The sequence below is a fragment of the Streptomyces sp. NPDC024687 genome, from assembly GCF_055559055.1.
Genome location: NZ_JBVHLJ010000001.1, coordinates 661,836 through 684,172, shown reverse-complemented (window position 1 = coordinate 684,172; position 22,337 = coordinate 661,836). Strand labels below are relative to the sequence as shown.

The 22,337-nt window shown below is 69.4% G+C and carries 20 protein-coding genes; 7 read left to right on the top strand and 13 right to left on the bottom strand.

Annotated elements, in window-relative coordinates; translation table 11 throughout:
- Nucleotides 1-21: 21 nt before the first annotated feature.
- Complete coding sequence (locus ACZ39I_RS03035; protein WP_467242233.1) at nt 22-1,386, bottom strand: carbohydrate-binding protein; 1,365 nt, start codon at nt 1,384-1,386, stop codon at nt 22-24.
- Nucleotides 1,387-1,546: 160 nt separating this feature from the next.
- Complete coding sequence (locus tag ACZ39I_RS03030; protein ID WP_467242230.1) at nt 1,547-3,196, bottom strand: alkaline phosphatase D family protein; 1,650 nt, start codon at nt 3,194-3,196, stop codon at nt 1,547-1,549.
- A gap of 80 nt (nt 3,197-3,276) precedes the next feature.
- On the opposite strand from ACZ39I_RS03030, the gene ACZ39I_RS03025 reads away from it, so the two are divergent.
- Together ACZ39I_RS03025 and ACZ39I_RS03020 are read left to right on the top strand one after the other, a co-directional pair.
- Complete coding sequence (locus tag ACZ39I_RS03025) at nt 3,277-3,495, top strand: FmdB family zinc ribbon protein (RefSeq protein WP_467242227.1); 219 nt, start codon at nt 3,277-3,279, stop codon at nt 3,493-3,495.
- A 71-nt stretch (nt 3,496-3,566) separates the two neighbouring features.
- A complete protein-coding gene (locus ACZ39I_RS03020) occupies nt 3,567-4,193 on the top strand; it encodes a DedA family protein (RefSeq protein WP_467242225.1) in 627 nt (208 codons plus the stop codon).
- On the opposite strand, the gene ACZ39I_RS03015 is transcribed toward ACZ39I_RS03020, so the two are convergent.
- Genes ACZ39I_RS03015 through ACZ39I_RS03005 form a run of 3 tightly spaced genes read right to left on the bottom strand, consistent with a single transcriptional unit; the run spans nt 4,168 to nt 8,648 of the window.
- Nucleotides 4,168-4,992: an HAD family hydrolase gene (locus ACZ39I_RS03015; RefSeq protein WP_467242223.1), complete on the bottom strand. Its 825-nt coding sequence runs from the start codon at nt 4,990-4,992 to the stop codon at nt 4,168-4,170. The genes ACZ39I_RS03020 and ACZ39I_RS03015 overlap by 26 nt on opposite strands.
- Nucleotides 4,992-7,460, bottom strand: a complete 2,469-nt coding sequence (locus ACZ39I_RS03010; protein WP_467242221.1) for a phosphoribosyltransferase domain-containing protein — start codon at nt 7,458-7,460, stop codon at nt 4,992-4,994. The genes ACZ39I_RS03015 and ACZ39I_RS03010 overlap by 1 nt, the downstream gene beginning before the upstream one ends.
- Nucleotides 7,461-7,484: 24 nt before the next feature.
- Entirely contained in the window at nt 7,485-8,648 is a 1,164-nt protein-coding gene (locus ACZ39I_RS03005) for an HpcH/HpaI aldolase/citrate lyase family protein (protein ID WP_352383397.1), read from the bottom strand.
- Nucleotides 8,649-8,854: 206 nt separating this feature from the next.
- On the opposite strand from ACZ39I_RS03005, the gene ACZ39I_RS03000 reads away from it, so the two are divergent.
- A complete protein-coding gene (locus ACZ39I_RS03000; protein ID WP_467242217.1) occupies nt 8,855-9,652 on the top strand; it encodes a TerD family protein in 798 nt (265 codons plus the stop codon).
- Between the two features lie 6 nt (nt 9,653-9,658).
- Here the strand turns inward: ACZ39I_RS03000 and ACZ39I_RS02995 are convergent, their stop codons facing one another.
- From ACZ39I_RS02995 to ACZ39I_RS02970, 6 genes are all read right to left on the bottom strand, one after another.
- On the bottom strand, nt 9,659-10,396 hold the full coding sequence (locus ACZ39I_RS02995; protein WP_280851750.1) for a TerD family protein: 738 nt from the start codon (nt 10,394-10,396) through the stop codon (nt 9,659-9,661).
- 87 nt (nt 10,397-10,483) lie between these two features.
- Nucleotides 10,484-11,632, bottom strand: coding sequence for a DUF475 domain-containing protein (locus ACZ39I_RS02990; protein ID WP_467242213.1), 1,149 nt, complete (start codon nt 11,630-11,632; stop codon nt 10,484-10,486).
- Between the two features lie 125 nt (nt 11,633-11,757).
- Nucleotides 11,758-12,333 (bottom strand): TerD family protein, encoded by a 576-nt coding sequence (locus ACZ39I_RS02985; protein WP_352383402.1) that lies wholly within the window; start codon nt 12,331-12,333, stop codon nt 11,758-11,760.
- Between the two features lie 124 nt (nt 12,334-12,457).
- A complete protein-coding gene (locus ACZ39I_RS02980) occupies nt 12,458-13,033 on the bottom strand; it encodes a calcium homeostasis/redox stress adaptation protein (protein WP_007381726.1) in 576 nt (191 codons plus the stop codon).
- Between the two features lie 126 nt (nt 13,034-13,159).
- Nucleotides 13,160-13,618, bottom strand: coding sequence for a peroxiredoxin (locus ACZ39I_RS02975; protein ID WP_467242208.1), 459 nt, complete (start codon nt 13,616-13,618; stop codon nt 13,160-13,162).
- 110 nt (nt 13,619-13,728) lie between these two features.
- Entirely contained in the window at nt 13,729-14,160 is a 432-nt protein-coding gene (locus ACZ39I_RS02970; protein ID WP_020116104.1) for a DUF3052 domain-containing protein, read from the bottom strand.
- A gap of 372 nt (nt 14,161-14,532) precedes the next feature.
- Between ACZ39I_RS02970 and aceE the strand changes: the two genes are divergently transcribed.
- Nucleotides 14,533-17,280, top strand: coding sequence for a pyruvate dehydrogenase (acetyl-transferring), homodimeric type (gene aceE / locus ACZ39I_RS02965; protein WP_467242204.1), 2,748 nt, complete (start codon nt 14,533-14,535; stop codon nt 17,278-17,280).
- A 79-nt stretch (nt 17,281-17,359) separates the two neighbouring features.
- A complete protein-coding gene (locus ACZ39I_RS02960) occupies nt 17,360-18,097 on the top strand; it encodes a potassium channel family protein (protein ID WP_467242201.1) in 738 nt (245 codons plus the stop codon).
- Nucleotides 18,098-18,171: 74 nt separating this feature from the next.
- On the opposite strand, the gene ACZ39I_RS02955 is transcribed toward ACZ39I_RS02960, so the two are convergent.
- Entirely contained in the window at nt 18,172-18,483 is a 312-nt protein-coding gene (locus ACZ39I_RS02955) for a small hydrophobic protein (protein WP_352384341.1), read from the bottom strand.
- A gap of 252 nt (nt 18,484-18,735) precedes the next feature.
- Complete coding sequence (locus tag ACZ39I_RS02950; RefSeq protein WP_467242198.1) at nt 18,736-20,355, bottom strand: MFS transporter; 1,620 nt, start codon at nt 20,353-20,355, stop codon at nt 18,736-18,738.
- Nucleotides 20,356-20,421: 66 nt separating this feature from the next.
- Between ACZ39I_RS02950 and ACZ39I_RS02945 the strand changes: the two genes are divergently transcribed.
- Complete coding sequence (locus ACZ39I_RS02945; RefSeq protein WP_467242195.1) at nt 20,422-21,057, top strand: TetR family transcriptional regulator; 636 nt, start codon at nt 20,422-20,424, stop codon at nt 21,055-21,057.
- A gap of 54 nt (nt 21,058-21,111) precedes the next feature.
- Nucleotides 21,112-22,329, top strand: a complete 1,218-nt coding sequence (locus tag ACZ39I_RS02940) for an alpha/beta hydrolase (RefSeq protein WP_467242191.1) — start codon at nt 21,112-21,114, stop codon at nt 22,327-22,329.
- Nucleotides 22,330-22,337 lie beyond the last annotated feature (8 nt).

Below are 22,337 nucleotides of genomic sequence, written 5' to 3'. Positions count from 1 at the left end.
ATCGCCGACGTCACCGCGTCCTCAGACGCGCTGCCACAGCCCCGGAGCGAGGGCGGGCTGCCACGCGGCCTGCGCCTGATGGGGCTGGAGGCACTCGTACGTGACTCCGTCGATGGTCACCCGGGCTCCGACCTCGTACACCCGGCCCGCGGCCCAGGAACCCTGCTGGCCGTCCTCGGGTGCGGATGTGCCGCTCTCGCTCGTACTGGTCTTCAACGTGAGGCCGTAGGTGCTGAGCACCGGGTTGATCGGCTGGTAGAAGGTCGTGCCGCCGCTCGTGCAGTCGCCGGAACCCCCGGACGTGACGCCCTGCGCCTGGACTCCCGAGATGTACGAGCCGCCGGAGTCACCCGGCTCGGCGCACACCGTCGTACGGGTCACGCCCTCGACGGTGCCCTCGGCGTAGTTGACGCTCGTGTCGTGCTGCTCGATCGTGCCGCAGTGCCAGCCCGTGGTGGAACCTGACCGGCACACCGCCGCCCCGGTCAGGGCCTGCACCGATCCGGCGGTCAGAACGTCCTGGTCGCCCTCGCCCTTGACGGCGGGCGTCGCGGTCCAGTCACTGTTGACGCCCACCCAGGCCATGTCCTGCCCGGGGAAGACGGACGCCTGGAAAGTGCCCTGGGCGACCTGGTTGTAGCCGGTGGTCGTCGCCCCCGCCTTCCCGCAGTGCCCAGCCGTGGCGAACCCCTGCTGGTCGCCCTTGGTGACGCCGAACCCGATGGAGCAGCGGGCCGTGCCGTCGATGTAGAAGGCGTCACCGCCCCGGATGTCGTACAGGGCGCGCGGCCGGTCGGCCGACACCTTGACGGCGACGATCGCGCTGTCGACTCCGGCGGCCTTGACGAGCGCGTCGGCGGCGGCACGGCTCGTCGCCTGCACCGTCACCCGGTTGGTCCGTACGTCGATGTACCGGACCGGCGTGTCGAGGGCCTTGCCGGTCACGGAACGGTCCAGCTTCCGCTTGGCCTTCCTCAGGTCCTTCAGCGGGGTCTTGACGACCACCGCCCGTGCTCCCCCGGCCTCGATGGCCGGGCCGTCCGCGGCGTCGGTGGTGGCGACCGTCAGGTCGGCGGAGGTGGCACCGCTCACCCACGCTCCCGCGAAGCGCTTGCCCAGCGCGTTCTGCAGCCGGCCGGCCCGCGTGCCGGCCTCGGCCTCGTTCACCAGGCGCGTCCTGGCCTGCGTCTCGGTCAGGCGCAGGTCGCGCTCCAGGGCCCGCAGGACCACGGGTGAGGGGCTGTTCGCGCCGAGCGTCTCGGCGGCGGAGGGGGCCGGCGTCGGCGCGGACGGCTCGACGGCCGCCGCGGCGGGCAGCCCGGTGAGCACGAGTGCACCGAGCACCGTCAATGCGGCGCAAGCGGCTGAAGCGGGTCTGTGGACCATCAGGCGTCTCCTCGGGTAGGGGAACAAAGGCCTCGAATCCCTAGGTTTTGCCGAAAACGGCTCAGCGGATGTCCGTTTCCCGTTCGTTCCGCGCATCGGACGACATGAAAGGGCCGCCCGGCGGAGCAACGGATGGCGGCGGGACGGCACACCGGGTACGTCAGCCGGGCTGGATGCCGGGGTTGCCCGCCTCCGTCACGAAGGACGCGGCGGTCGCGATCGGGGCGCCCGGTGTCGTCACGGCGGACACGGTCCTGAAGTCGGCCCGCGCCTTCTGCCGGTCGAGGGTGACCTTCACATAGCCGCGGCGCCCGTCGTAGAACTTCAGATGCGGGTTGGCCTTGAGATACGTGTCCCAGGTGGGGGGCCGCTCGGCGCCGTCCCGTCCGCTCGTGACCGACGTGGCGGTGAACTCCGTGCCCAGGGTCTTCGAGGCCGGGTCGTCGAAGTCGTCCTTGATGTCGAAGGCGTAGGAGACGTGCACGTCCCCGGTCATCACCACCAGGTTCTCCACCCCGGCCGACTTCGCGCCGTCGAGGATCCTGCGCCGCGAGGCCCGGTAGCCGTCCCAGGCGTCCATGGACATCAGGGGTTCCGACGTGAGGTCGAGTTTGCGCTGGGAGAAGCAGACCTGTTGCGGCAGCACGTTCCACAGGGCCTGCGAGGCACGCCAGCCGTCGATCAGCCAGCTCTCCTGCGCGGCCCCGGTGATGGTGCGCGCCGGGTCGTCCTGGAGGGGACCGCCGGAGTGCTTGGTGGACGCGTACACCTGGTCGGAGCGGTACTGCCGGGTGTCGAGGACGTCGAACTGGGCGAGGGTGCCCCACTGGAGCCGGCGGTAGAGCCGGGCGTCGGGGCCGGTCGGCTGTTGCGCGACGCGCAGCGGCTGGTTCTCCCAGTAGGCCCGGTAGGCGGCGGCGCGACGCAGCAGGAACTCCTCCGGCGGATCGTCGTTCTCGCTGACGGCGCCCGCGTAGTTGTTCTCGGTCTCGTGGTCGTCCCAGGTGACGACGAAGGGGTGCGCCGCGTGCACGGCCCTGAGGTCCGGGTCGCTCTTGAAGAGGGCGTAGCGCAGCCGGTAGTCCTCCAGTGTCATGGTCTCGCGGTTGAAGAGGGCCGGCAGCTTCCGGTCGGTGTAGGCGCGTTGGCCGCCCACGGAGTTGACGGCGTACTCGTAGAGGTAGTCGCCGAGATGGAGGACCACGTCGACGTCGTCCTGGGAGAGATGGCGGTGCACCGTGTAGTACCCGTCGTGGTAGGCCTGGCAGGAGACGGCGGCGTAGGTGAGCGACGCGGCCGCGGCGCTGGTGGCCGGCGCCGTGCGGGTACGGCCCGTCTCGCTGATCCATGTCCCGGCCTTGAACCGGTAGTAGTAGACGCGGTCGGGTTCGAGGCCGTCGACGTCGACGTGCAGGGTGTGGTGGTACTCCGGGTAGGCGACGGCCGTCCCACTGCGGACGGGGGCGCCGAAGCTCTCGTCGGAGGCCATCTCCCACTGGACGACGACGTACTGCTGGGGCAGGCCGCCGTCGGGCTCGAAGGGGGCGGGCGCGAGCCGGGTCCACAGCAGCACGGAGCCGGGCAGCGGGTCCCCGGAGGCGACGCCGAGGGTGAAGGGATCGCTGTCGATCCTCGCCGCGTCGAGTTCCCTGGAGCCCGCCGCACCCCGGGCCGGCAGATGGGTACCGAACGCCAGGGCGGCGGCCGCCGCGGTGACCGTGAGGAAGCGGCGTCGCCCGAAGTGCCGTGCGGCTGACCGCAGTTCGGGGTCGTGTCGCTGGTCCAAGGGGTTCCTCCCACGGTTGATCATCGGCGGAGAACCCCAGCATGTTAACCAGACAAAGTTCAGAATTCGGACATGCCCGCCGGGCCGCCGGTTAACCTGTGCACATGCCTCGCTACGAGTACCGCTGCCGGACCTGCGGCGACACCTTCGAACTGAGCCGTCCCATGGCCGAGTCCTCCGCCCCCGCCGACTGCCCGTCAGGCCACGAAGACACCGTGAAGCTGCTGTCGACGGTGGCGGTGGGCGGCTCGGCGTCCGCCTCGGCCGCCCCGGCCCCCCAGTCTGGTGGCGGCGGCTGCTGCGGCGGAGGCTGCTGCGGCTGACCGCCTTACCGAAAGCCTTTACCGGAAGCCTCTTCAGCCTGCCTTCAGGTCGACTTCCCTAGCGTGGGCCCATGTCAGCCATCGACTGGGTCAACGGCCTCATGGACACCCTCGGCGCGCCCGGCGCCGGGGTGGCCATCGCCCTGGAGAACCTCTTCCCGCCCATTCCGAGCGAGGCGATCCTGCCGCTCGCGGGCTTCGCGGCGAGCACCGGCCGGATGAGCCTGGCCGCTGTGCTGCTGTGGACGACGGCGGGCTCGGTGATCGGCGCCCTCGCGCTGTACGGCGTCGGCGCGCTCCTCGGCCGGGACCGCACGGTGGCGCTCGCGGCCCGGCTGCCCCTCGTCAAGGTCTCGGACATCGAGAGGACCGAGGCCTGGTTTTCGCGGCACGGCACCAAGGCGGTGTTCTTCGGCCGAATGATCCCGGTCTTCCGCAGCCTCGTCTCGATCCCGGCCGGTGTCGAGCGCATGCCGCTGCCGGTGTTCCTGACGCTGACCACCTTGGGCAGCGCCCTGTGGAACACGGCGTTCGTCCTCGCGGGCCACGCCCTGGGCGCCAACTGGACCCAGGTCACCGACGTCGTGTCCACGTACTCGAAGGCCGTCCTCGTGGCCGCCGCGCTCGCGGTCGTGGCGTTCGTCGCCGTACGACTGCTGCGGCGGCCCTCGTCTACTGAGGCGTCCGAGCCGTCCTGAGCAGCTCCCGCAGGATCCGCTCCCCCGCCAGCACTCCCCGCTCCGGCAGCGCGCTGATCGCCGGAGCGGTCCAGTTCTCGTCCGCCAGTTCCCCGTGCCCGGGCCGCCAGCCGCGGTCGGCCGCGAGGAGCAGGTCGGCATCCAGCAGCGAGTCGCCCGCGGCCAGCGTCAGGGGGGCCCCGGTACGCCGGGCCACCTCGCGCACGGCGGCGCTCTTGGTGAGCGGCTTGGGGACGGCGTAGATCTTGCGGCCCTGAAGGGAGACCGTCCAGCCGCGGCTCTCGGCCCACACCGCGAGTTCCTTCACCCATTCCTCGGGCAGCAGTTCGCGCTCGACGACCAGGTAGGCGAAGAGGTCCTCGGCGATCCGGTGCTTGCGCACCCACAGGGGGTCGGCCGTCTCCTGGAGGTGTGCGGCGATCTCGTCCAGCGGGGCGCACTCGTCGGCGAGGCGGGCCGTGACCCGCGCGTGCCAGTCGGGGTCGGTGACGCCGTCGACCAGCAGATGGCCGCCGTTCGCGCAGATCGCGTACGTGGGCGCGGGGCCGGGCAGGTTGATGCGCTGGTACTGCTTGCGGGTGCGGGTCGTCGTCGGCACGAAGACCGCCTCGTCCCCGAGTTCGCAGAGCAGTGCGGCCGCGGTCTCCGTCATGTACGACAGCGGCCTGCTCTCGTGCACCTCGACACAGAGCAGCCGGGGCGCCCGCGCGTCCGGCATGGTCAGCGCGAGGGCGGCGGCGGAGTAGATGAGCGTGCGGTCGAGGTCGCTCGCCACGAGCACCAGGGGCTGCGTCGGCATCAGAGGGCCACCGCCCTGCCGTCGGCGCCCGTCGCGCCCCGCGTGTACTTCGGGTGGATCAACCCCACGCAGGTGTACGGGAGTTCGGCGACCTCTTCCACCGGGACACCTCTCTGCTCGGCCAACAGGCGTACGTGGTCCAGGTCCGCGCCCGCGCCTGCCCTGGCGAGGATCTTCCAGGGCACCCGGCGCAGCAGCACCCGGGTGGTCTCGCCGACGCCCGGCTTGACGAGGTTGACGTCGTGGATGCCGTACTCCTCACTGATGCGTTCGACGGCGGCCCAGCCCTCCCAGGTGGGCTCGCGGTCCCCGGCCAGCAGTTCCTTCACGGTGGCGTCGACGGCGTCCACGACCTCGGGGAACCGGGCGGCGACGGCGTCCAGGAAGTCCACCGACACGTCCGTGCCCGCGAGTTCGCGGTAGAACTTGGCGCCGTGGAAGTCGTGCGGGCCGACCAGGTCCGCGCGCAGGACCGTACGCGAGATCAGCCCGGAGACCGTGGAGTTGAGGCAAGCGGAGGGGATGAGGAAGTCCTCACGGGTGCCGTACGTCCGTACGCACGAGCCCGGGTCGGCGAGTACGGCGATCTCCGGGTCGAAGCCCGCGGCACCGCCCTCGGCCTCGAACTTCCGTACCGCTTCGGTGAGTTCGCGGGTGATCGCGCCCTTGCCGGTCCAGCCGTCGACGAAGACGACGTCGGCGGGGTCGTGGTGTGCGGCCAGCCAGCGCAGGGCGTTGGCGTCGATGCCGCGGCCGCGGACGATCGAGACGGCGTAGTGCGGCAGTTCCAGCCCGTGGCGGAACCCGGCCCAGCGGCGCATCAGGACGCCGACGGGGGTGCCGGCGCGGGCGAGGGAGACGAGGACGGGGCGCGGTGAGCGCTCCTGGAGCACGAGCTCCGTGACGGCGCCGACGGCCTGGGCGAGCCGCGCGGAGGACTCCTTGAGGGCGGTGTGGAACAGCTCCTGGTACTGGTCGCTCGGCTGGTACTCCACCGGCAGCGACTCCGCGTAGTGCGCGCCGCCGCTCTGGATGGCCTCCTCGCGCTCCTCGGTCGGCGCCTCCAGGGTGACGTCCGAGAGGTCCTGGAGCAGCCAGCCGACCTCCTCGGGGGCGTACGAGGAGAAGGCGGGGCCGCGGAGGGGCTCGGGGAGCATGGGGGGCCTTTCGGGGGTGTAGCTGGGGACGACGGCGAGGACGACCTGCCGGGTGTGCGCGGCGAGTTGGGCCAGCAGGCCGTCGGGGGCGTGCAGTTCGGGGGTGTCGGCGGCGGAGTCGACGACCACGATCACCGCGTCGAAACCGGCACCGGCGACGTTGTAGGCGTAGCGGTCGCCGGGGCCGTCGGCCGGGGTGTCGTGCGCGGGGAAGACGAGGCGGCTGCGGATGGCGTAACCGGGGTCGTCCACCGCGAGTACTGGGGAGCGGGTGGTGGTGGAGTAGGTCACCTCGAGACCTTCGGTGACCTGTTCCAGCTCGCGGGCGAGTCTCAGGGGGGCGTACATCAGCTCTTCGAAGCCGAGGATGTGCACGCGGTGCGCGTCTTGCGGCAGCGCGTCGGCGAGCCGTGCGGTCAGTTCCGGGAGCGCGGATTGCAGGCGTATTCGGTGTGCCGGGGTGAAGCCGTGGCGGCCGCCGTCCGGGAGGTCTCGGGGCCACATCAGGTCCACGCGGTTGAGTGCCGGGTGCGGGTGCGTGGGGGCTGGTCGCGCCGTTCCCCGCGCCCCTGGGTGGGTTTCCTCGAACCTCGCTACAAGGGCCTGCCCTTTCTCCAACACCCCCTCCGGCAGCTTTACGGTGCCGGATGCCGCCGCCACCAAGTCCACCCGTGCGCCGATCTCCCGCGCGAAATCCTCCAGCCGCCCCGCGTCCGCCTCCGACCGCATGTCCACCAGGGCGACCACCACGTACCGGTCCCTCGGATAGCGCTCGTGGAGATCCCTGATCGTGTTCAGGACCGTGTTGCCCGTCGAGAACTCGTCGTCGACCAGGACCAGGGGGCCGTCGCCGGCCAGCAGGGCCGGGTTTTCCGGCAGCAGAAGGTGGCTCGTGGCGTGGGAGTGGGACTCCTCGAAGCCGCCCGCGGGGGTCACGCCGGGGACCGGGCGGCGGGTGGAGTGGAGGTAGGGGGCCAGGACGATGCCGTCGGCGACGCAGTGGCCGAGGCCCGTCGCCGTCTCCGCGTAGCCGAGGACGACCGTGCGGGCCGCCTCCTCGTCGCCCAGCAGGTCGCGGACCCTGCGGCCCAGTGCGAAGCCGTGGCCGTGGACCACCGACGGTGACTGCGGGACGTGCTTGCCCAGCACGTTGGAGACCAGCAGATGCGCCCGCTTGGGGTTGCGGCGCAGGGCCAGTCCCAGCAGGTCGGTCAGCCGGCTGTCGCCCACGAGTTCGACGCCGAGCCGGTCGGCGACCCACGTCCCCGACCAGACCTCGCCCGGCGTCCCGTCGTTCACTGCCTTGTTCATACGTCCCTTGGTGTCCACTGATGATCAGCCGGAGATTCCGGCGGCGAGCAGCTCCACGAAGCCGATGTCCTCGTTGGCCACCCCGAAGACCTCGGCGCGCAGCATGGTCCGCTCGGCCCAGGCGCGATGCGGCTTCACTTCGTTCATCTTGTTCGTGTACTGCGACCTCAGCACCCCGCCGCCGCCGCGCTCGGGCCGCAGGATGTCCTGCGCGTCGCTGAACTCCTCGTGGCTGACCACGGACAGTGCGTGCACGGGCAGCACGTGGGTGGGGTGGATGCAGGTCTTGCCGAGCAGGCCGTTGGCCTGGTCGAGGGTGATCTCGCGCAGCAGGCCGTCCATGGCGTGCTCGATGAGCGCCTCGCGCAGCTCCTCGGCCTGGCCCTCCAGGAAGGGGCTGCGGCGCAGCTGCGGCTTGAACATGCGCTCCTGGACCCGGAAGTACTCCCAGACCGGCCCGGTCACGGTGAAGCCGGTGCCGTCGGCGCGGCCCAGCATGTTCACCACGTCGGCGATCACCGAGGCGACGATCTGGACGTCCCAGGCGGTCATGTCGGGGGCGCGGCGCAGGCCGTAGGAGGAGCAGAAGTCGGTGACGCCGAGGCGGAGCGCCAGCACCCGGTCGCGGTACTTGTCGACCGCGCGGGCGATGCCCTCCAGGGTCTCTACGCGCGTCTCCCGGTAGAGCAGCTCCGGCGACTCCAGCACCGGCATGGCGAACAGCCGGTGCCCGCTCGCGACCTCGGCGCCGGAGAGGGCCTCCAGGAAGGGGATGCCGCGCTCCTCGGTGAACTTCGGGAGGACGAATCCGGACAGCAGCCGGACGGCGGGACCGAGCCGTCGTACGAGATCGGGGATCTGCCGGGGGTGGCGGACCCGGATGAAGAGCAGGGGCGGGTCCACCTGCCGCTCCGCGAGGTCCGTGAACTGCCGGACGAGGTTCTCCTCACCCTCGGCGACGTCGTCGTCACCGATCGAGTCTTCCAGGCACAGCACCATCGAGACCACGCCGAGCCCTGCCTGCTTGACGATGTCGTCGGCGAGGCGCGGCCGCGTGGCCGGACTGTAGAGCGTGGCGCCCAGGGCCGCGGAGAGCAGCCGGGCCGGGGAGTCCGAGGTGAACTCGCAGGGCTCCTGGTGGAAGAGGCGCTGACGCACCTCAGGGGTGATGTGCCCGAAATGCCGCATATGACTCCCCCGTGGTAGCTGTGCCGCCTGTGAAGGGTTCACAGGTGGCCGGTAATAGTACGTAGGTACCCATGTCCGAGGTTCCCACCGGGCATGAATTTCAGGTAACGCAGACAAACACGGCCATGTCGACACCGGTACGACATGAATCGGTGTCCCGTACCCCCGCATTGTCGTGATCAGGACCGAGAGGGCAGGATGACCGCATGACGCACGCCATGCTGAAGGGGTCGAACGTCCCACTGGAAGCCACCACGGTACGCGCCGTGCTGCGCTGGGCCCCCGGGCAGGGGGTCCCGGTCGTCGACGCCTCGGCGCTGCTCCTCGGCCCCGACGGTCGTGTGCGATCCGACGAGGACTTCGTCTTCTACAACCAGCCCCGGCACCCCTCCGGGCAGGTCTGGCTCCTCGGCAAGAAGCGCGTCGCCGAAGGCCCCACCGACACGATCCAGACGGATCTCGCCGGTGTCGAGGCCGACGTCAGCCAGATTCTCCTGGTCGCCTCGGTGGACGACTCGTCGGTGGAGAACGCCACCTTCGGCCGCGTGCAGGGCCTGTGCATCCTGCTGTACGACGCCTCGGCCGCCGACGGCGAGCCGCTGATCTCCTTCGACATCAAGCCGGAGACGGGCCAGGAGACCGCCCTGATCTGCGGTGAGCTGTACCGCCGCGGCGAGGGCTGGAAGTTCCGCGCCCTGGGCGAGGGCTATGTGCAGGGCCTGCAGGGCCTCGCCACGGACTACGGCATCGTCGTGGACGAGTCCGACTCCGCGCAGACCCAGCCCCAGCCCGAACCCACGTCGTTCCCCCTGCCCCCGGAACAGCCGACGCAGTCGGCGGCCTCGGTCCCGACCCAGCCCGCCTACGGCTACCCCCAGCAGGCGACCCCGGCGACGGCTCCCGTGGCGGCGTCGGGCTACGGCTACCCGCACCCGATGGCTCCGGTCCCGGCGGCGGCGGAGTTCCGTATGCCGCCCCAGGGCCCGCAGTTCATCGGGCGGTAGCGGCGCTCACCGGTCCGCCTTCGCCTTGTAGCCCCGCCCCCACTGCAGCCCCCACCCGTACAACCGGTCCAGCTCGCCCTGGAAGCCGTACACGAACTGCACCTCACGGCGCACGACGAGCTCGCCCTTGACATTCTCGATCATCACCACCGCACACGACCGGGCCTGGGGGTGCCGCTCGTCGAGGCCTATCTCGATCCGCGGTCCGTTGCTCGGGTACAGCGTCACGATGGCGTGCGTACGGTCGAACGCCGGGGTCTGGTCGTAGATGTACACGAAGACCAGCAGCCGCTTGATCTGGTCCCGGTGATCGAGGTTGACGTACATCGTCTCGCCGGACGCCGACCCGAACCGGTCGTCCCCGCTGAGCTTCACGTACGGCGGCGCGTTCACGTCCCCCAGCAGGCCGCCGAGGGGCTGGACGACCCCCTTGGTGCCGTCGGCCAGTTCGTACAGGCACCCCAGGTCGAGGTCGACGTTGACCATGCTCTGGCTGTGGCCGAGGACCTCCGGCGGCTTGAGGGCCTTGAAGGGGTGCCGCAGCAGCGACTCGCGCTGTGAGCCCCCGATGTCGGAGGTCCGCATCCGCCAGGTGAGGTTGATGCGGAGGTTGCCGGTCGCCGCGCCCTGCTTGGTGAGCGAGACCCGGTTGTGCCGCTTGGTCAGTTCGATCGCGTTGCTGGCCGCGCTGCCCGAGTCGAAGTCGACCTCACGGCCGCCCCGGAGTCCGTCCAAGAAGCCCATTCCCGCCCCCATGTTCACTTTGGAGAAACCGGCGGGGCGGCCGGAGGCCGGCCGCCCCGCTCAGAGCGTTCCTCACCAGGAAGGGTGTCACACCCCGGACGAGACCTCAGTCTTCTCGTCCGAGCCCGCGGCTTTTCCCTCGGCGGCCGCCAGCGCCTTGTTGCGGCGCACCGAGGACCAGAAGGACCAGGCGATCAGCAGGACACCGATCATGCCGGTGATGATCTCGTGGATCTCGTACTGGATGGTGACCATGAGGATCACGGCGAGGGCGCCGATCGCGTAGTGCGCGCCGTGCTCGAGGTAGACGTAGTCGTCGAGGGTGCCCTGGCGGACCAGGTACACGGTCAGGGAACGGACGTACATCGCGCCGATGCCCAGGCCCAGCGCCATCAGGACGATGTCGTTGGTGATGGCGAACGCGCCGATCACGCCGTCGAAGGAGAAGGAGGCGTCCAGGACCTCCAGGTACAGGAACATGAAGAACGCGGCCTGGCCGGCCATCAGGACCGCCGACTTGGGCTTGCCCTCGCGTTCGGCCCGTTCCTCGTCCTCGTGCTCGCGTTCCTCCTCCTCTTCGAGCTTGTCCTCGAAGTAGCCGGAGAGCCCGCCGACGATCATGTAGGTGATCAGACCCGCGATGCCGGAGATCAGGACGGTCTGCGCCTTGTCGACATGCGCGCCGCCGTGCTGGTGGGCGTGGGTGGCGAAGGTGAAGGCGGTGATCAGCAGGACGACCAGGGCGATGCAGACCGACAGCATGTCGACCTTGCCGAGCTTGGCCAGCGGTCGCTCGATCCAGCGCAGCCACTGGATGTCCCGGTCCTCGAAGATGAAGTCGAGGAAGATCATCAGCAGGAACATGCCACCGAACGCGGCGATCGACGGGTGCGCGTCGGTCACCAGCTCCTGGTAGCGGTCCTTGTTGTTGAGCGCGAGGTCGACCGCCTCGATGGGCCCCATCTTGGCGCTGATCGCGACGATGACGACGGGGAAGACCAGCCGCATGCCGAAGACGGCGATCAGGACACCGACCGTGAGGAAGATCTTCTGCCAGAAGGCGTTCATCTTCTTCAGGATTCCGGCGTTGACCACCGCGTTGTCGAACGACAGGGAGATCTCGAGGATGGAGAGGATCGCCACGATGCCGAAGGCCTCCCACCCCCCGTAGAGGACCGCAGCGACCAGGCCGAGCGCGGTGACCGCGAACGACCAGCCGAAGGTTTTGAGAACCACTGGCTACCCAATCCGTACGTGTACGGGGTTCCCCCGTGCCGCACTCGGCTTTACGAAACTTTGAAGCGAAGTGTAGTCGGGCACCCTCGAAGCCCCACCCGGCCCCGGCTTTTGCTCATATCGCGTTATGAGACGTTGACACCGAAGTCCAGGGCGATGCCCCTCAGGCCCGACGCGTACCCCTGCCCCACCGCCCTGAACTTCCACTCGCCCTGGTAGCGGTAGAGCTCGCCGAAGATCATCGCGGTCTCGGTGGAGGCGTCCTCGGAGAGGTCGTAGCGGGCCAGTTCCTGGCCGTCGGCCTGGTTGACCACGCGGATGAAGGCGTTGCTGACCTGGCCGAAGGTCTGGCCGCGGTTGTCGGCGTCATGGATGGAGACCGGAAAGACGATCTTGTCGCACTGCGGCGGCACCTTGGAGAGGTCGATCAGCAGCGACTCGTCGTCGCCCTCGCCCTCACCGGTGAGGTTGTCGCCGGTGTGCTCGACCGAGCCGTCCGGGCTCTTGAGCTGGTTGTAGAAGATGAAGTACTCGTCACCCAGGACCCGCCCGCTGCTGCACATCAGGGCGCTGGCGTCGAGGTCGAAGTCGGCTCCGGTGGTGGAGCGCGCGTCCCAGCCGAGTCCGACCATCACCTGGGTGAGGTTGGGTGCGGCCTTGGACAGGGAGACGTTCCCTCCCTTGGCGAGCGTGACGCCCATGTGCTGTCCCTCCCCGAAAGTGTGCTTCTGTGCTTGTCCTGCACGTCCGGCGCCGCACGCAAACCGCGCGGCGCCGGACGAAGAGAGCCGGGGCCGGTCCGAGGACCGGCCCGGTGAACGGGTCCTAGACGTTGACGCCGAAGTCCTGGGCGATACCGCGCAGGCCCGAGGCGTAGCCCTGGCCGATGGCGCGGAACTTCCACTCCGCGCCGTTGCGGTAGAGCTCGCCGAAGACCATGGCGGTCTCGGTGGACGCGTCCTCGGAGAGGTCGTAGCGGGCGATCTCCGCCTCGCCGGCCTGGTTCACGACGCGGATGAACGCGTTGCGCACCTGGCCGAAGGACTGCTGGCGGTTCTCGGCGTCGTAGATCGAGACCGGGAAGACGATCTTGTCGACGTCGGCCGGGACCGCGGCGAGGTTGACCTTGATCTGCTCGTCGTCGCCCTCGCCCTCACCGGTGATGTTGTCGCCGGTGTGCTCGACCGAGCCGTCCGCGCTCTTGAGGTTGTTGAAGAAGACGAAGTTCGCGTCACTGGCGACCTTGCCGGCCGCGTTCAGCAGCAGTGCGCTGGCGTCCAGGTCGAAGTCGGTGCCGGTCGTGGTGCGGACGTCCCACCCCAGACCGACGATGACCGCGGTCAGGCCCGGGGCCTCCTTGGTCAGCGATACGTTGCCGCCCTTGCTGAGGCTGACTCCCACGAGTCCTCCATTTTTGGTGTCCGGGGGCCGGGAGCCCCACAGTGCGTGCGATGTCGGATGCTGTCGGATCAACGATTCGATCCTAGTGACGGGTTCCCGGCCCACGCAGTCCCTGGAGGCGAACAATCACAGGGTGTCGAGCGCTTTCACGTACTCGTTCAGGTCGCGGGCGTCCGGCAGGGCGTTGACGACGGTCCAGCGGACCACGCCCTCCTTGTCGATGACGAAGGTGCCGCGCACCGCGCAGCCCTTGTCCTCGGCGAAGACGCCGTAGGCGCGGGAGACCTCGCCGTGCGGCCAGAAGTCGCTGAGCAGCGGGTACTCCAGGCCCTCCTGCTCGGCGAAGACGCGCAGGGTGTGGATGGAGTCGTTGGAGACGGCGAGCAGCTGGGTGTCGCGGTCGGAGAACTGCGGAAGGTTGTCACGCAGCTCGCACAGCTCATTGGTGCACACGCCGGTGAAGGCGAAGGGGTAGAAGAGCAGCACGACGTTCTTGCTGCCACGGAAGTCGGACAGCTTCACGGTCCGGCCGTGGTTGTCCTTGAGCTCGAAGTCGGGGGCCTTTTCGCCGACCTGGATCGCCATCGCGTGGATGTCCCTTCGGGGGGCTGTTCGAGTGACGCGACCACCCTACGCAGCGATCACCACAGGAAAGCGGACGGGCCGGTCGCGCCGGCCCGTCCGGTTCTACAGGGCTACTTCTTGGACTTGGCCGCCTTGGGTGTCACCAGCCGGCTGCCACTCCAGTCCTTGCCCACGCTGACGCTCTTGGAGGCGGACAGGCCTGCCGTCGTCGCGGCTTCGGAGATGTCACTCGGCTCCACGTAGCCGTCCCGGCCGGTCTTCGGCGTCAGCAACAGGATCGAGCCACCTTCCTCGATGTACGTGGTGGCGTCCACCAGCACATCGGTCAGGTCGCCGTCCTCGTCACGGAACCAGAGCACCACGGCATCGGCGACGTCGTCGTAATCCTCGTCCACAAGGTCGCTGCCGATGACTTGCTCGATGGCCTCGCGGAGTTCCTGGTCTACGTCGTCGTCGTAGCCGATCTCCTGGACCACCTGCTCGGGCTGGAACCCCAGCCTCACGGCAGGGCTCGTCTCCGCGTGGTCCGCGGTCGCGCTCACGGGTTGCCTCCTGGTCTTGTCTTTGATTGGGGGTCCCTCCAGGCCGTCGGCTCGGGGGGAGTCTCAGCCACGCGCGTGCGCGAAGCATTGGCCGTAGTCCACACGGGCGGGGCGGATCGCGCAAGTACCCGGCGTTTCAGACCGCCGAAACGGTGACGTTCCGGGACTGTCACCCCAACTCCAGGCACATCATCGCGGTCACGTCGTGACGCATGCCACACCTTTCTGCCCTCTTTGCGTGTTTGGGAACCATACCCGGGTACGGGACCTGGGGTTACCCCGGAGTAGAGATGACGTTTGGCCCCCCGAGGTACACGATGGGGAGCGGTGCAGACATACAGAAATACGGCCCTCTGACAGGTAAGGAACAGCGTGGCTTCCGGATCCGATCGCAATCCGATCATCATTGGCGGCCTTCCGAGTCAGGTTCCTGACTTCGATCCCGAGGAAACCCAGGAGTGGCTCGACTCCCTCGACGCCGCCGTGGACGAGCGCGGCCGGGAGCGGGCCCGCTATCTGATGCTGCGGCTCATCGAGCGGGCCCGCGAGAAGCGCGTGGCCGTGCCCGAGATGCGCAGCACGGACTACGTGAACACCATCCCGACCAGAGCGGAGCCGTTCTTCCCCGGCAACGAGGAGATCGAGCGCAAGATCCTGAACGCCACCCGGTGGAACGCGGCCGTGATGGTCTCGCGCGCCCAGCGTCCCGGGATCGGCGTCGGCGGCCACATCGCCACCTTCGCGTCCTCCGCGTCCCTGTACGACGTCGGTTTCAACCACTTCTTCCGCGGCAAGGACGAGGGCGACGGCGGCGACCAGGTCTTCTTCCAGGGACACGCCTCGCCCGGCATCTACGCACGCGCGTTCCTGCTCGACCGGCTCAGCGAGGACAACCTCGACGCGTTCCGCCAGGAGAAGTCGAAGGCGCCGCACGGGCTGTCCTCGTACCCGCACCCGCGGCTGATGCCGGACTTCTGGGAGTTCCCGACCGTGTCGATGGGCCTCGGCCCGATCGGCGCGATCTACCAGGCGCGGATGAACCGCTACATGCACGCGCGCGGGATCGCCGACACGAGCAAGTCCCATGTGTGGGCGTTCCTCGGCGACGGCGAGATGGACGAGCCCGAGTCGCTCGGCCAGCTGACCATCGCCGCGCGCGAGGGCCTGGACAACCTGACCTTCGTCGTCAACTGCAACCTCCAGCGCCTCGACGGCCCGGTGCGCGGCAACGGCAAGGTCATCCAGGAGCTGGAGTCGGTCTTCCGCGGCGCCGGCTGGAACGTGATCAAGCTCATCTGGGACCGGACCTGGGACCCGCTGCTCGCGCAGGACCGCGACGGCATCCTCGTCAACCGGATGAACACCACCCCGGACGGCCAGTTCCAGACCTACGCCACGGAGTCCGGCGCCTACATCCGCGACCACTTCTTCGGCGACGACCACCGGCTGCGCGCCATGGTCGAGAACATGACCGACGACCAGATCCTGCACCTGGGACGCGGCGGTCACGACCACAAGAAGATCTACGCCGCGTTCAAGGCGGCCGTGGAGCACACCGGCCAGCCGACGGTCATCCTCGCCAAGACCGTCAAGGGCTGGACGCTGGGCCCGAACTTCGAGGGCCGCAACGCCACGCACCAGATGAAGAAGCTGACGGTCGACGACCTCAAGGGCTTCCGCGACCGGCTGCACCTGCCGATCTCCGACAAGGAGCTGGAGTCGGGCGCGCCGCCCTACTACCACCCGGGCCGGAACTCGGAGGAGATCCAGTACATGCACGACCGCCGGCTGGGTCTGGGCGGTTACGTCCCGACGCGTGTCGTGCGTGCCGAGCCGCTCGCGCTGCCGGAGGACAAGACGTACGCGAGTGTGAAGAAGGGGTCCGGACAGCAGTCGATCGCCACCACCATGGCCTTCGTGCGACTGCTCAAGGACCTCATGCGGGACAAGGGGCTCGGCAAGCGGTTCGTACTGATCGCACCGGACGAGTACCGCACCTTCGGCATGGACTCGTTCTTCCCGAGTGCGAAGATCTACAACCCGCTCGGTCAGCAGTACGAGTCGGTGGACCGTGAACTGCTGCTCGCGTACAAGGAGTCGCCGACCGGCCAGATGCTGCACGACGGCATCTCCGAGGCGGGCTGCACGGCCTCCCTCATCGCGGCGGGTTCGGCGTACGCCACGCACGGCGAGCCGCTGATCCCGGTCTACGTCTTCTACTCGATGTTCGGTTTCCAGCGCACCGGCGACCAGTTCTGGCAGATGGCGGACCAGCTGGCGCGCGGATTTGTGTTGGGCGCGACCGCGGGCCGCACGACGCTGACCGGTGAGGGACTCCAGCACGCGGACGGCCACTCGCAGCTGCTCGCCTCGACCAACCCGGGGTGTGTGGCGTACGACCCGGCGTTCGGGTTCGAGATCGCGCACATCGTGCAGGACGGTCTGCGCCGGATGTACGGGCCGACCGCCGACGGCAAGGTGGGTGAGGACGTCTTCTACTACCTCACCGTCTACAACGAGCCCATCCGGCACCCGGCCGAGCCGGAGAACGTGGACGCCGAGGGCATCATCAAGGGCATCTACCGGTTCTCCGAGGGCACCTCGGGCTCGATCCCGGCGCAGATCATGGCGTCCGGGGTGGCCGTGCCGTGGGCGGTCGAGGCGCAGAAGATCCTCGCCGAGGAGTGGAACGTCAAGGCGGACGTCTGGTCGGCGACCTCCTGGAACGAACTGCGGCGCGAGGCCGTGGCCTGCGAGGAGCACAACCTGCTGCACCCGGAGGAGGAGCAGCGGGTGCCGTACGTGACGCGGAAGCTGGCCGGGGCGCAGGGTCCGTTCGTGGCCGTGTCCGACTGGATGCGGGCGGTTCCCGACCAGATCGCGCGGTGGGTGCCGGGCACGTACCAGTCGCTGGGGGCCGACGGGTTCGGGTTCGCCGACACCCGGGGCGCGGCGCGGCGGTTCTTCCACATCGACGCGCAGTCGATCGTGGTGGGCGTGCTGACGGAGCTGGCGCGGGAGGGCAAGGTGGACCGGTCGGTGCTGAAGCAGGCGATCGACCGGTACCAGCTGCTGGATGTCTCCGCGGCCGACCCGGGGGCCGCGGGCGGCGACGCGTAAGCGCTGCGCTCGGCCGGAACGGACGAAGGGCGGTGGAGCTGTGGATCCACCGCCCTTACCGTTTCCTTACGATGCGGTCATGAAGGAACAGTCGGCGCAGGTCCGTTGGGAACAGCACACCCAGCGGCCCCTTCTGGCGCTCGCGGTGCTGTTCGCCGTCGCCTATGCCGTACCGATCGTGGACACCTCGGCGGGACGGTCGCTCACGGCGGTGTGCACGGGGGTCGAATGGGCGGTGTGGGGGGTGTTCGCCGTCGACTACCTCATGCGGTTGTCGCTCTCGCGGGACCGCCGCGGATTCGTACGGCGGCACTGGATGGACCTGTGTGCCGTGTTGCTGCCGCTCATACAGCCACTGCGGCTGCTGCGCCTGGTCTCCACCCTGCTGCTGGTGGGGCAGCGGGCCCGGATGGCGTCGCAGATCCGGGTGACGACGTATGTGGCGGGGGCGGTCGTGGGACTGCTGATGTTCGGGTCGCTGGCGGTGCTGTCGGTGGAACGGGACGCGCCGAACGGGAACATCCGCACGTTGGGTGACGCGGTGTGGTGGTCCTTCACCACCATGACGACCGTGGGCTACGGCGACCACGCCCCGACCACCGGCCTCGGCCGCATGATCGCGGTCGGGCTGATGCTGTCCGGCATCGCCCTGCTCGGTGTGGTGACCGCGAACATCGCCGCCTGGTTCATCGAGCGGTTCGAGAAGGACGACGTGGAGGAACGCCGGCAGACGGAGGCGATCCAGGCCCTGACGGAGGAAGTACGGGCCCTGCGCGCCGAGGTCGCGGCCCTGCGCAAGACGTCCGTCGGGGGGTGACACGAACTCCGGTCCGAAGACGTGGGCGGGCCCCCGGTCGTCCCACCGGGGGCCCTTCCCTCACGCGCCCCGGGTCAGAACAGACCGCTGCCCGGGGTGGCCGCTCCGACGAGCCAGATGATCGCCAGGAGCGTGTCGATGGCGCCCAGAACGAAGGCGACCAGAGCAGGCCAGGCACGGTTGCCGCCCGACCAGGTGCGGCCCATGGCAAGCCAACCGCAGACCATCGCGACGGGGCCCAGAATGATCCCCAGCACGAAGAAGCCCGCGACCGCACAGATGACTCCGATGATTCCGAGCGTCGCGCGATCCGGCCCGCTCCGTGACCACGTCCGGCCACGTGATCGGGGGTACTTGCGCGTTCCGTGTCCGTAGCCCGCCATCATCAACTCCCTGACACCCTTGGTTGGTTGGGTTCGTCTCGGGTTCAACGATGCGAGTACCCCGGTCCCGGCGGTTAATCCTCCGGCCTTGCGGCGCGCCGCCCCCCTCCGGCAGCGCGCCGCAGCGCCGTCCGTCCTCCGCGCCGCACGAGCGTGCCGTGCGGAGGACTTGACTTACTGTGACCTGCGGCGCGTACCGAGGGCGAGAAATCTTTAGCCTCTTCACCCTGATAGGGGAAGAACACTGAAGTCTCGTCAGATGTGACCGACGCCCGCGCCCGCCTCCGCGTTCTCGCCGCGCTTGGTGAGCAGGGCGACGAGGACGGCGAACGCGGCGACACCCGCGGCGACCAGGGACGCGAGGCTCATCCCGGAGATGAAGGTGTCGTGGGCGACGTCCGTGATCTTCGCGACGATTTCCGGCGGGGTGCCCTTGGCGACGGGCGCCACCCCCACCTGGACCGCCTCCGAGGCCTGGTCCAGCTGGGCCGGCGTGAGCGCCGGCAGACCCGCGTCCTTCCAGTTGGCCGCGAGGTCGCCGTCCACCTTGGAGGCCATCACGGCGCCGAGCACGGCCGTACCGAGGCTGCCGCCGATCTGCATCGCGGCCTGCTGGAGACCGCCGGCCACACCGGAGAGCTCCATGGGCGCGTTGCCCACGATGACCTCGGTGGCGCCGACCATCACAGGCGCGAGGCCGAGGCCGAGCAGGGCGAACCAGAGGGACATCAGGGCACTGCCGGTGTCCGTCTCCAGCGTGGACATGCCGTACATGGCGATCGCGGTGGCCGCCATGCCGCCCGCCAGCGGGATCCGCGGGCCGAGCTTGGTGATCAACGCGCCCGCGAGCGGGGAACCGACGATCATCATCCCGGTGAGCGGGAGCAGGTGGAGACCGGCGTCGATCGGGCTCATACCGTGCACGTTCTGCAGGTAGAAGGTCACGAAGAACAGGCCGCCCATGAACGCGATCGCCATGAGGACCATGAGGACCACACCCGCCGACAGCGCCACCGAACGGAACAGCGCGAGCGGGATCAGCGGTTCCTTGACCTTCGTCTCCCAGAAGGCGAACAGTGCGAAGCCCACGGCGGAGGCGGCGATGAAGGTCCAGGTCAGTCCGTCGCCCCAGCCCCAGGTCGGGGCCTTGATGAGCGCCCACACCAGGCAGAACATGGCGACGGACAGCAGGGCTATGCCCAGGATGTCGAAGGAGCGCGGGGCGTTCTCGGCGCGGTGGTCGAGGAGGATCAGCACACCGAGGGCGAGGGCGAGGACACCCACCGGCACGTTGATGAAGAACACCGACTGCCAGTTGACGTGCTCGACGAGGACACCGCCGAGGATCGGCCCGCCGGCGGTGGAGGCGCCGATGACCATGCCCCAGATGCCGATGGCCATGTTGAGCTTCTCGGCCGGAAAGGTGGCCCGCAGCAGACCGAGCGCGGCCGGCATCAGCAGGGCACCGAACAGGCCCTGCAGGACACGGAAGGTGACGACCGCGGCGATGCTGCTGGACAGCCCGATCGCGCCCGAGGCGGCGGCGAAGCCGACGACACCGATCAGGAAGGTCTGGCGGTGGCCGAAGCGGTCACCGAGCTTGCCCGCGGTGATCAGGGCGACCGCCAGGGCGAGGAAGTAGCCGTTGGTGATCCACTGGACGTCCGCGAAGCTCGCCTTGAGGTCGGCCTGGATGGCCGGGTTGGCGATGGCCACGATGGTGCCGTCCAGGGCCACCATCATGACGCCGACAGCCACGGTCAGGAGGGTGAGCCACGGGTGGCCGCGCAGCCCGGAGGCGGGCGGCTGATCCGACGGGGACCGCGACGCGCCGTCCCCCGCCCCCGTCGTATCGATGGTGGTCTGACTAGTCATGTGTTCGAGGCTAGTGACAGCCACTGACAATTGACAAACCAATTCACAAGTCGGTAACTGACACCAATGGAAACACTGCGCGAACGCAAGAAGCAGCGCACCCGTGAGGCACTGCTACGGGTCGCGATCGAGCTCTTCACCACCCGGGGCTACGAGCAGACGACCGTCGACGACATCGCCGACGCCGTGGGGGTCTCGCAGCGCACCTTCTTCCGCTACTTCGCCGGCAAGGAGGACGCGGCGCTCGGGCTCGACGCGATGACGGTGACGCGTTTCGTGGAGGCCGTACGCGCCCGCCCGCCGCACGAACCCCCGCTGGAGGCCCTGCGCCAGGCCGTGCTCCAGGGCTGGGACACGCTGCACGAGGTCGTCGAGTCGATCGTCCCGGTGGAGCGGTTCCTGAGCATGTACCGGGTGATCGAGTCGACGCCCGTGCTGCTCGCCGCGCATCTGCGGCGCTCGGCGGAGGTCGAGGAGGTGCTCACGCGCGTGCTCGCCGAACGCGAGGGCCTCGACCCGGCCACCGACCCGCGGCCCATGCTGCTGGTGGCCGTCTTCAGCGGTGTGATGCGGGTGACGGAACGGCAGTGGTCGGCCGACGGGGAGTTCAGCCTGGAGGCCATGCGCGCGTTGACGGTCTCCCACCTCGAACTGCTGGGTCCCGCCCTGACCGGAAAGTGGTTCCCCTACACCGAAACGTGATCCCTGTCACTCGATTAACCCGAGACCGTCTCGTTCTCCTAGTGTGTCCTTTCAGTGACTTCCTTCGACACCTCCCCGCAACTCAACGTCTGGCGCGCACTGCTCGCGCTGGCCGTGGTGTTCGTGATGCTGGCGACCACCGGCTGGACCGCTCTGCGCAACCACAGGGAGGCCGGCCCGCTCCAGGCCTCGCTGCAGTCCTGGGCGCACGGCCGCCTCCACGGACACCCGCTGCCGGACCCGGACACCGACCCCGACCGGCTCACTCGGTTCTTCGCCGCCCTCTCCTCCCAGGAGCGGGTCCGCCTCGCCCAGCGCTACCCGCTCGCGGTCGGCAACATGAACGGTGCCCCCGTCGCCCTGCGCTACCAGGCCAACCGGCTCGCGCTGCTCCAGGCCCGGACCGTCGAGCGCACCCGCATGCACGACACCCGGCTCAGCCCGGCCGGTCAGCAGGAGGCGGGCCGCCGTATGCACCGCTTCGAGTCGCTGACCGCCCCGGAGCGCCACATCCTCGCCTTCGACCCCGACGGCTCCGGCCGGGTCGCCGAGGTCTTCGGCGATCTCGGCACGGCGGAGCGGATCTCCGTGGTCGTGCCGGGCGTGGACACCGACGTGCTCACCTTCCAGCGCACCAGGCGGACCTACTCCGCGCCGGTCGGCATGGCTCAGTCCCTCTACCGGGCCGAGCGCGAGGCGAGCCCGGCCACGCGTACGGCGGTGATCGCCTGGGCCGACTACACGGCACCCGCCGGACTCGGCATCGACTCGGCCACCGCGATGCGTGCCGAGATGGGCGCGGTCCGGCTGAACGCGCTGGTGCGCGCACTGCCGGGCAGCTCGCCCGTCTCCCTGTTCTGCCACAGCTACGGCTCCGTGGTGTGCGGAGTGGCCGCGCACGCCCTGCCCGGCCGGGTGGCCGACATCGCGGTGGCCGGCAGCCCCGGGATGCGGGTCGCCAACGCCTCCCACCTGCGCACCACCGCGCACGTGTGGTCGATGCGGGACGCCGACGACTGGATCCAGGACGTGCCGTACATGGAGGTGGGCGGGCTCGGCCACGGCGCCGACCCGGTGTCCTCCGCGTTCGGCGCGCGTGTGCTGTCCGCGCGGGGTGCGGACGGGCACGCCGGTTACTTCGAACCCGGAACGGAGAGTCTGCTCAACTTCGCCGAGATCGGCATTGGCGCGTACCGCTCGGTGCACTGCGCCCACGAGGACGAAGCCTGTCGCGCCGGTTTGTCCGGCACGGCCACGGCCGGACGCGCGTAGAGACCGCA

Coding starts and splice junctions, on each gene's coding strand:
- ACZ39I_RS03030 (WP_467242230.1), bottom strand. CDS start 3,196: ATGATCAACCGTGGGAGGAACCCCTTGGACCAGCGACACGACCCCGAA.
- ACZ39I_RS02955 (WP_352384341.1), bottom strand. CDS start 18,483: ATGATGGCGGGCTACGGACACGGAACGCGCAAGTACCCCCGATCACGT.
- ACZ39I_RS02985 (WP_352383402.1), bottom strand. CDS start 12,333: ATGGGCGTCACGCTCGCCAAGGGAGGGAACGTCTCCCTGTCCAAGGCC.
- ACZ39I_RS02995 (WP_280851750.1), bottom strand. CDS start 10,396: ATGGGCTTCTTGGACGGACTCCGGGGCGGCCGTGAGGTCGACTTCGAC.
- ACZ39I_RS03005 (WP_352383397.1), bottom strand. CDS start 8,648: ATGCGGCATTTCGGGCACATCACCCCTGAGGTGCGTCAGCGCCTCTTC.
- ACZ39I_RS02945 (WP_467242195.1), top strand. CDS start 20,422: ATGGAAACACTGCGCGAACGCAAGAAGCAGCGCACCCGTGAGGCACTG.
- ACZ39I_RS03000 (WP_467242217.1), top strand. CDS start 8,855: ATGACGCACGCCATGCTGAAGGGGTCGAACGTCCCACTGGAAGCCACC.
- ACZ39I_RS02960 (WP_467242201.1), top strand. CDS start 17,360: ATGAAGGAACAGTCGGCGCAGGTCCGTTGGGAACAGCACACCCAGCGG.
- ACZ39I_RS02975 (WP_467242208.1), bottom strand. CDS start 13,618: ATGGCGATCCAGGTCGGCGAAAAGGCCCCCGACTTCGAGCTCAAGGAC.
- ACZ39I_RS03025 (WP_467242227.1), top strand. CDS start 3,277: ATGCCTCGCTACGAGTACCGCTGCCGGACCTGCGGCGACACCTTCGAA.
- ACZ39I_RS03015 (WP_467242223.1), bottom strand. CDS start 4,992: ATGCCGACGCAGCCCCTGGTGCTCGTGGCGAGCGACCTCGACCGCACG.
- ACZ39I_RS03020 (WP_467242225.1), top strand. CDS start 3,567: ATGTCAGCCATCGACTGGGTCAACGGCCTCATGGACACCCTCGGCGCG.
- ACZ39I_RS03035 (WP_467242233.1), bottom strand. CDS start 1,386: ATGGTCCACAGACCCGCTTCAGCCGCTTGCGCCGCATTGACGGTGCTC.
- ACZ39I_RS03010 (WP_467242221.1), bottom strand. CDS start 7,460: ATGAACAAGGCAGTGAACGACGGGACGCCGGGCGAGGTCTGGTCGGGG.
- ACZ39I_RS02950 (WP_467242198.1), bottom strand. CDS start 20,355: ATGACTAGTCAGACCACCATCGATACGACGGGGGCGGGGGACGGCGCG.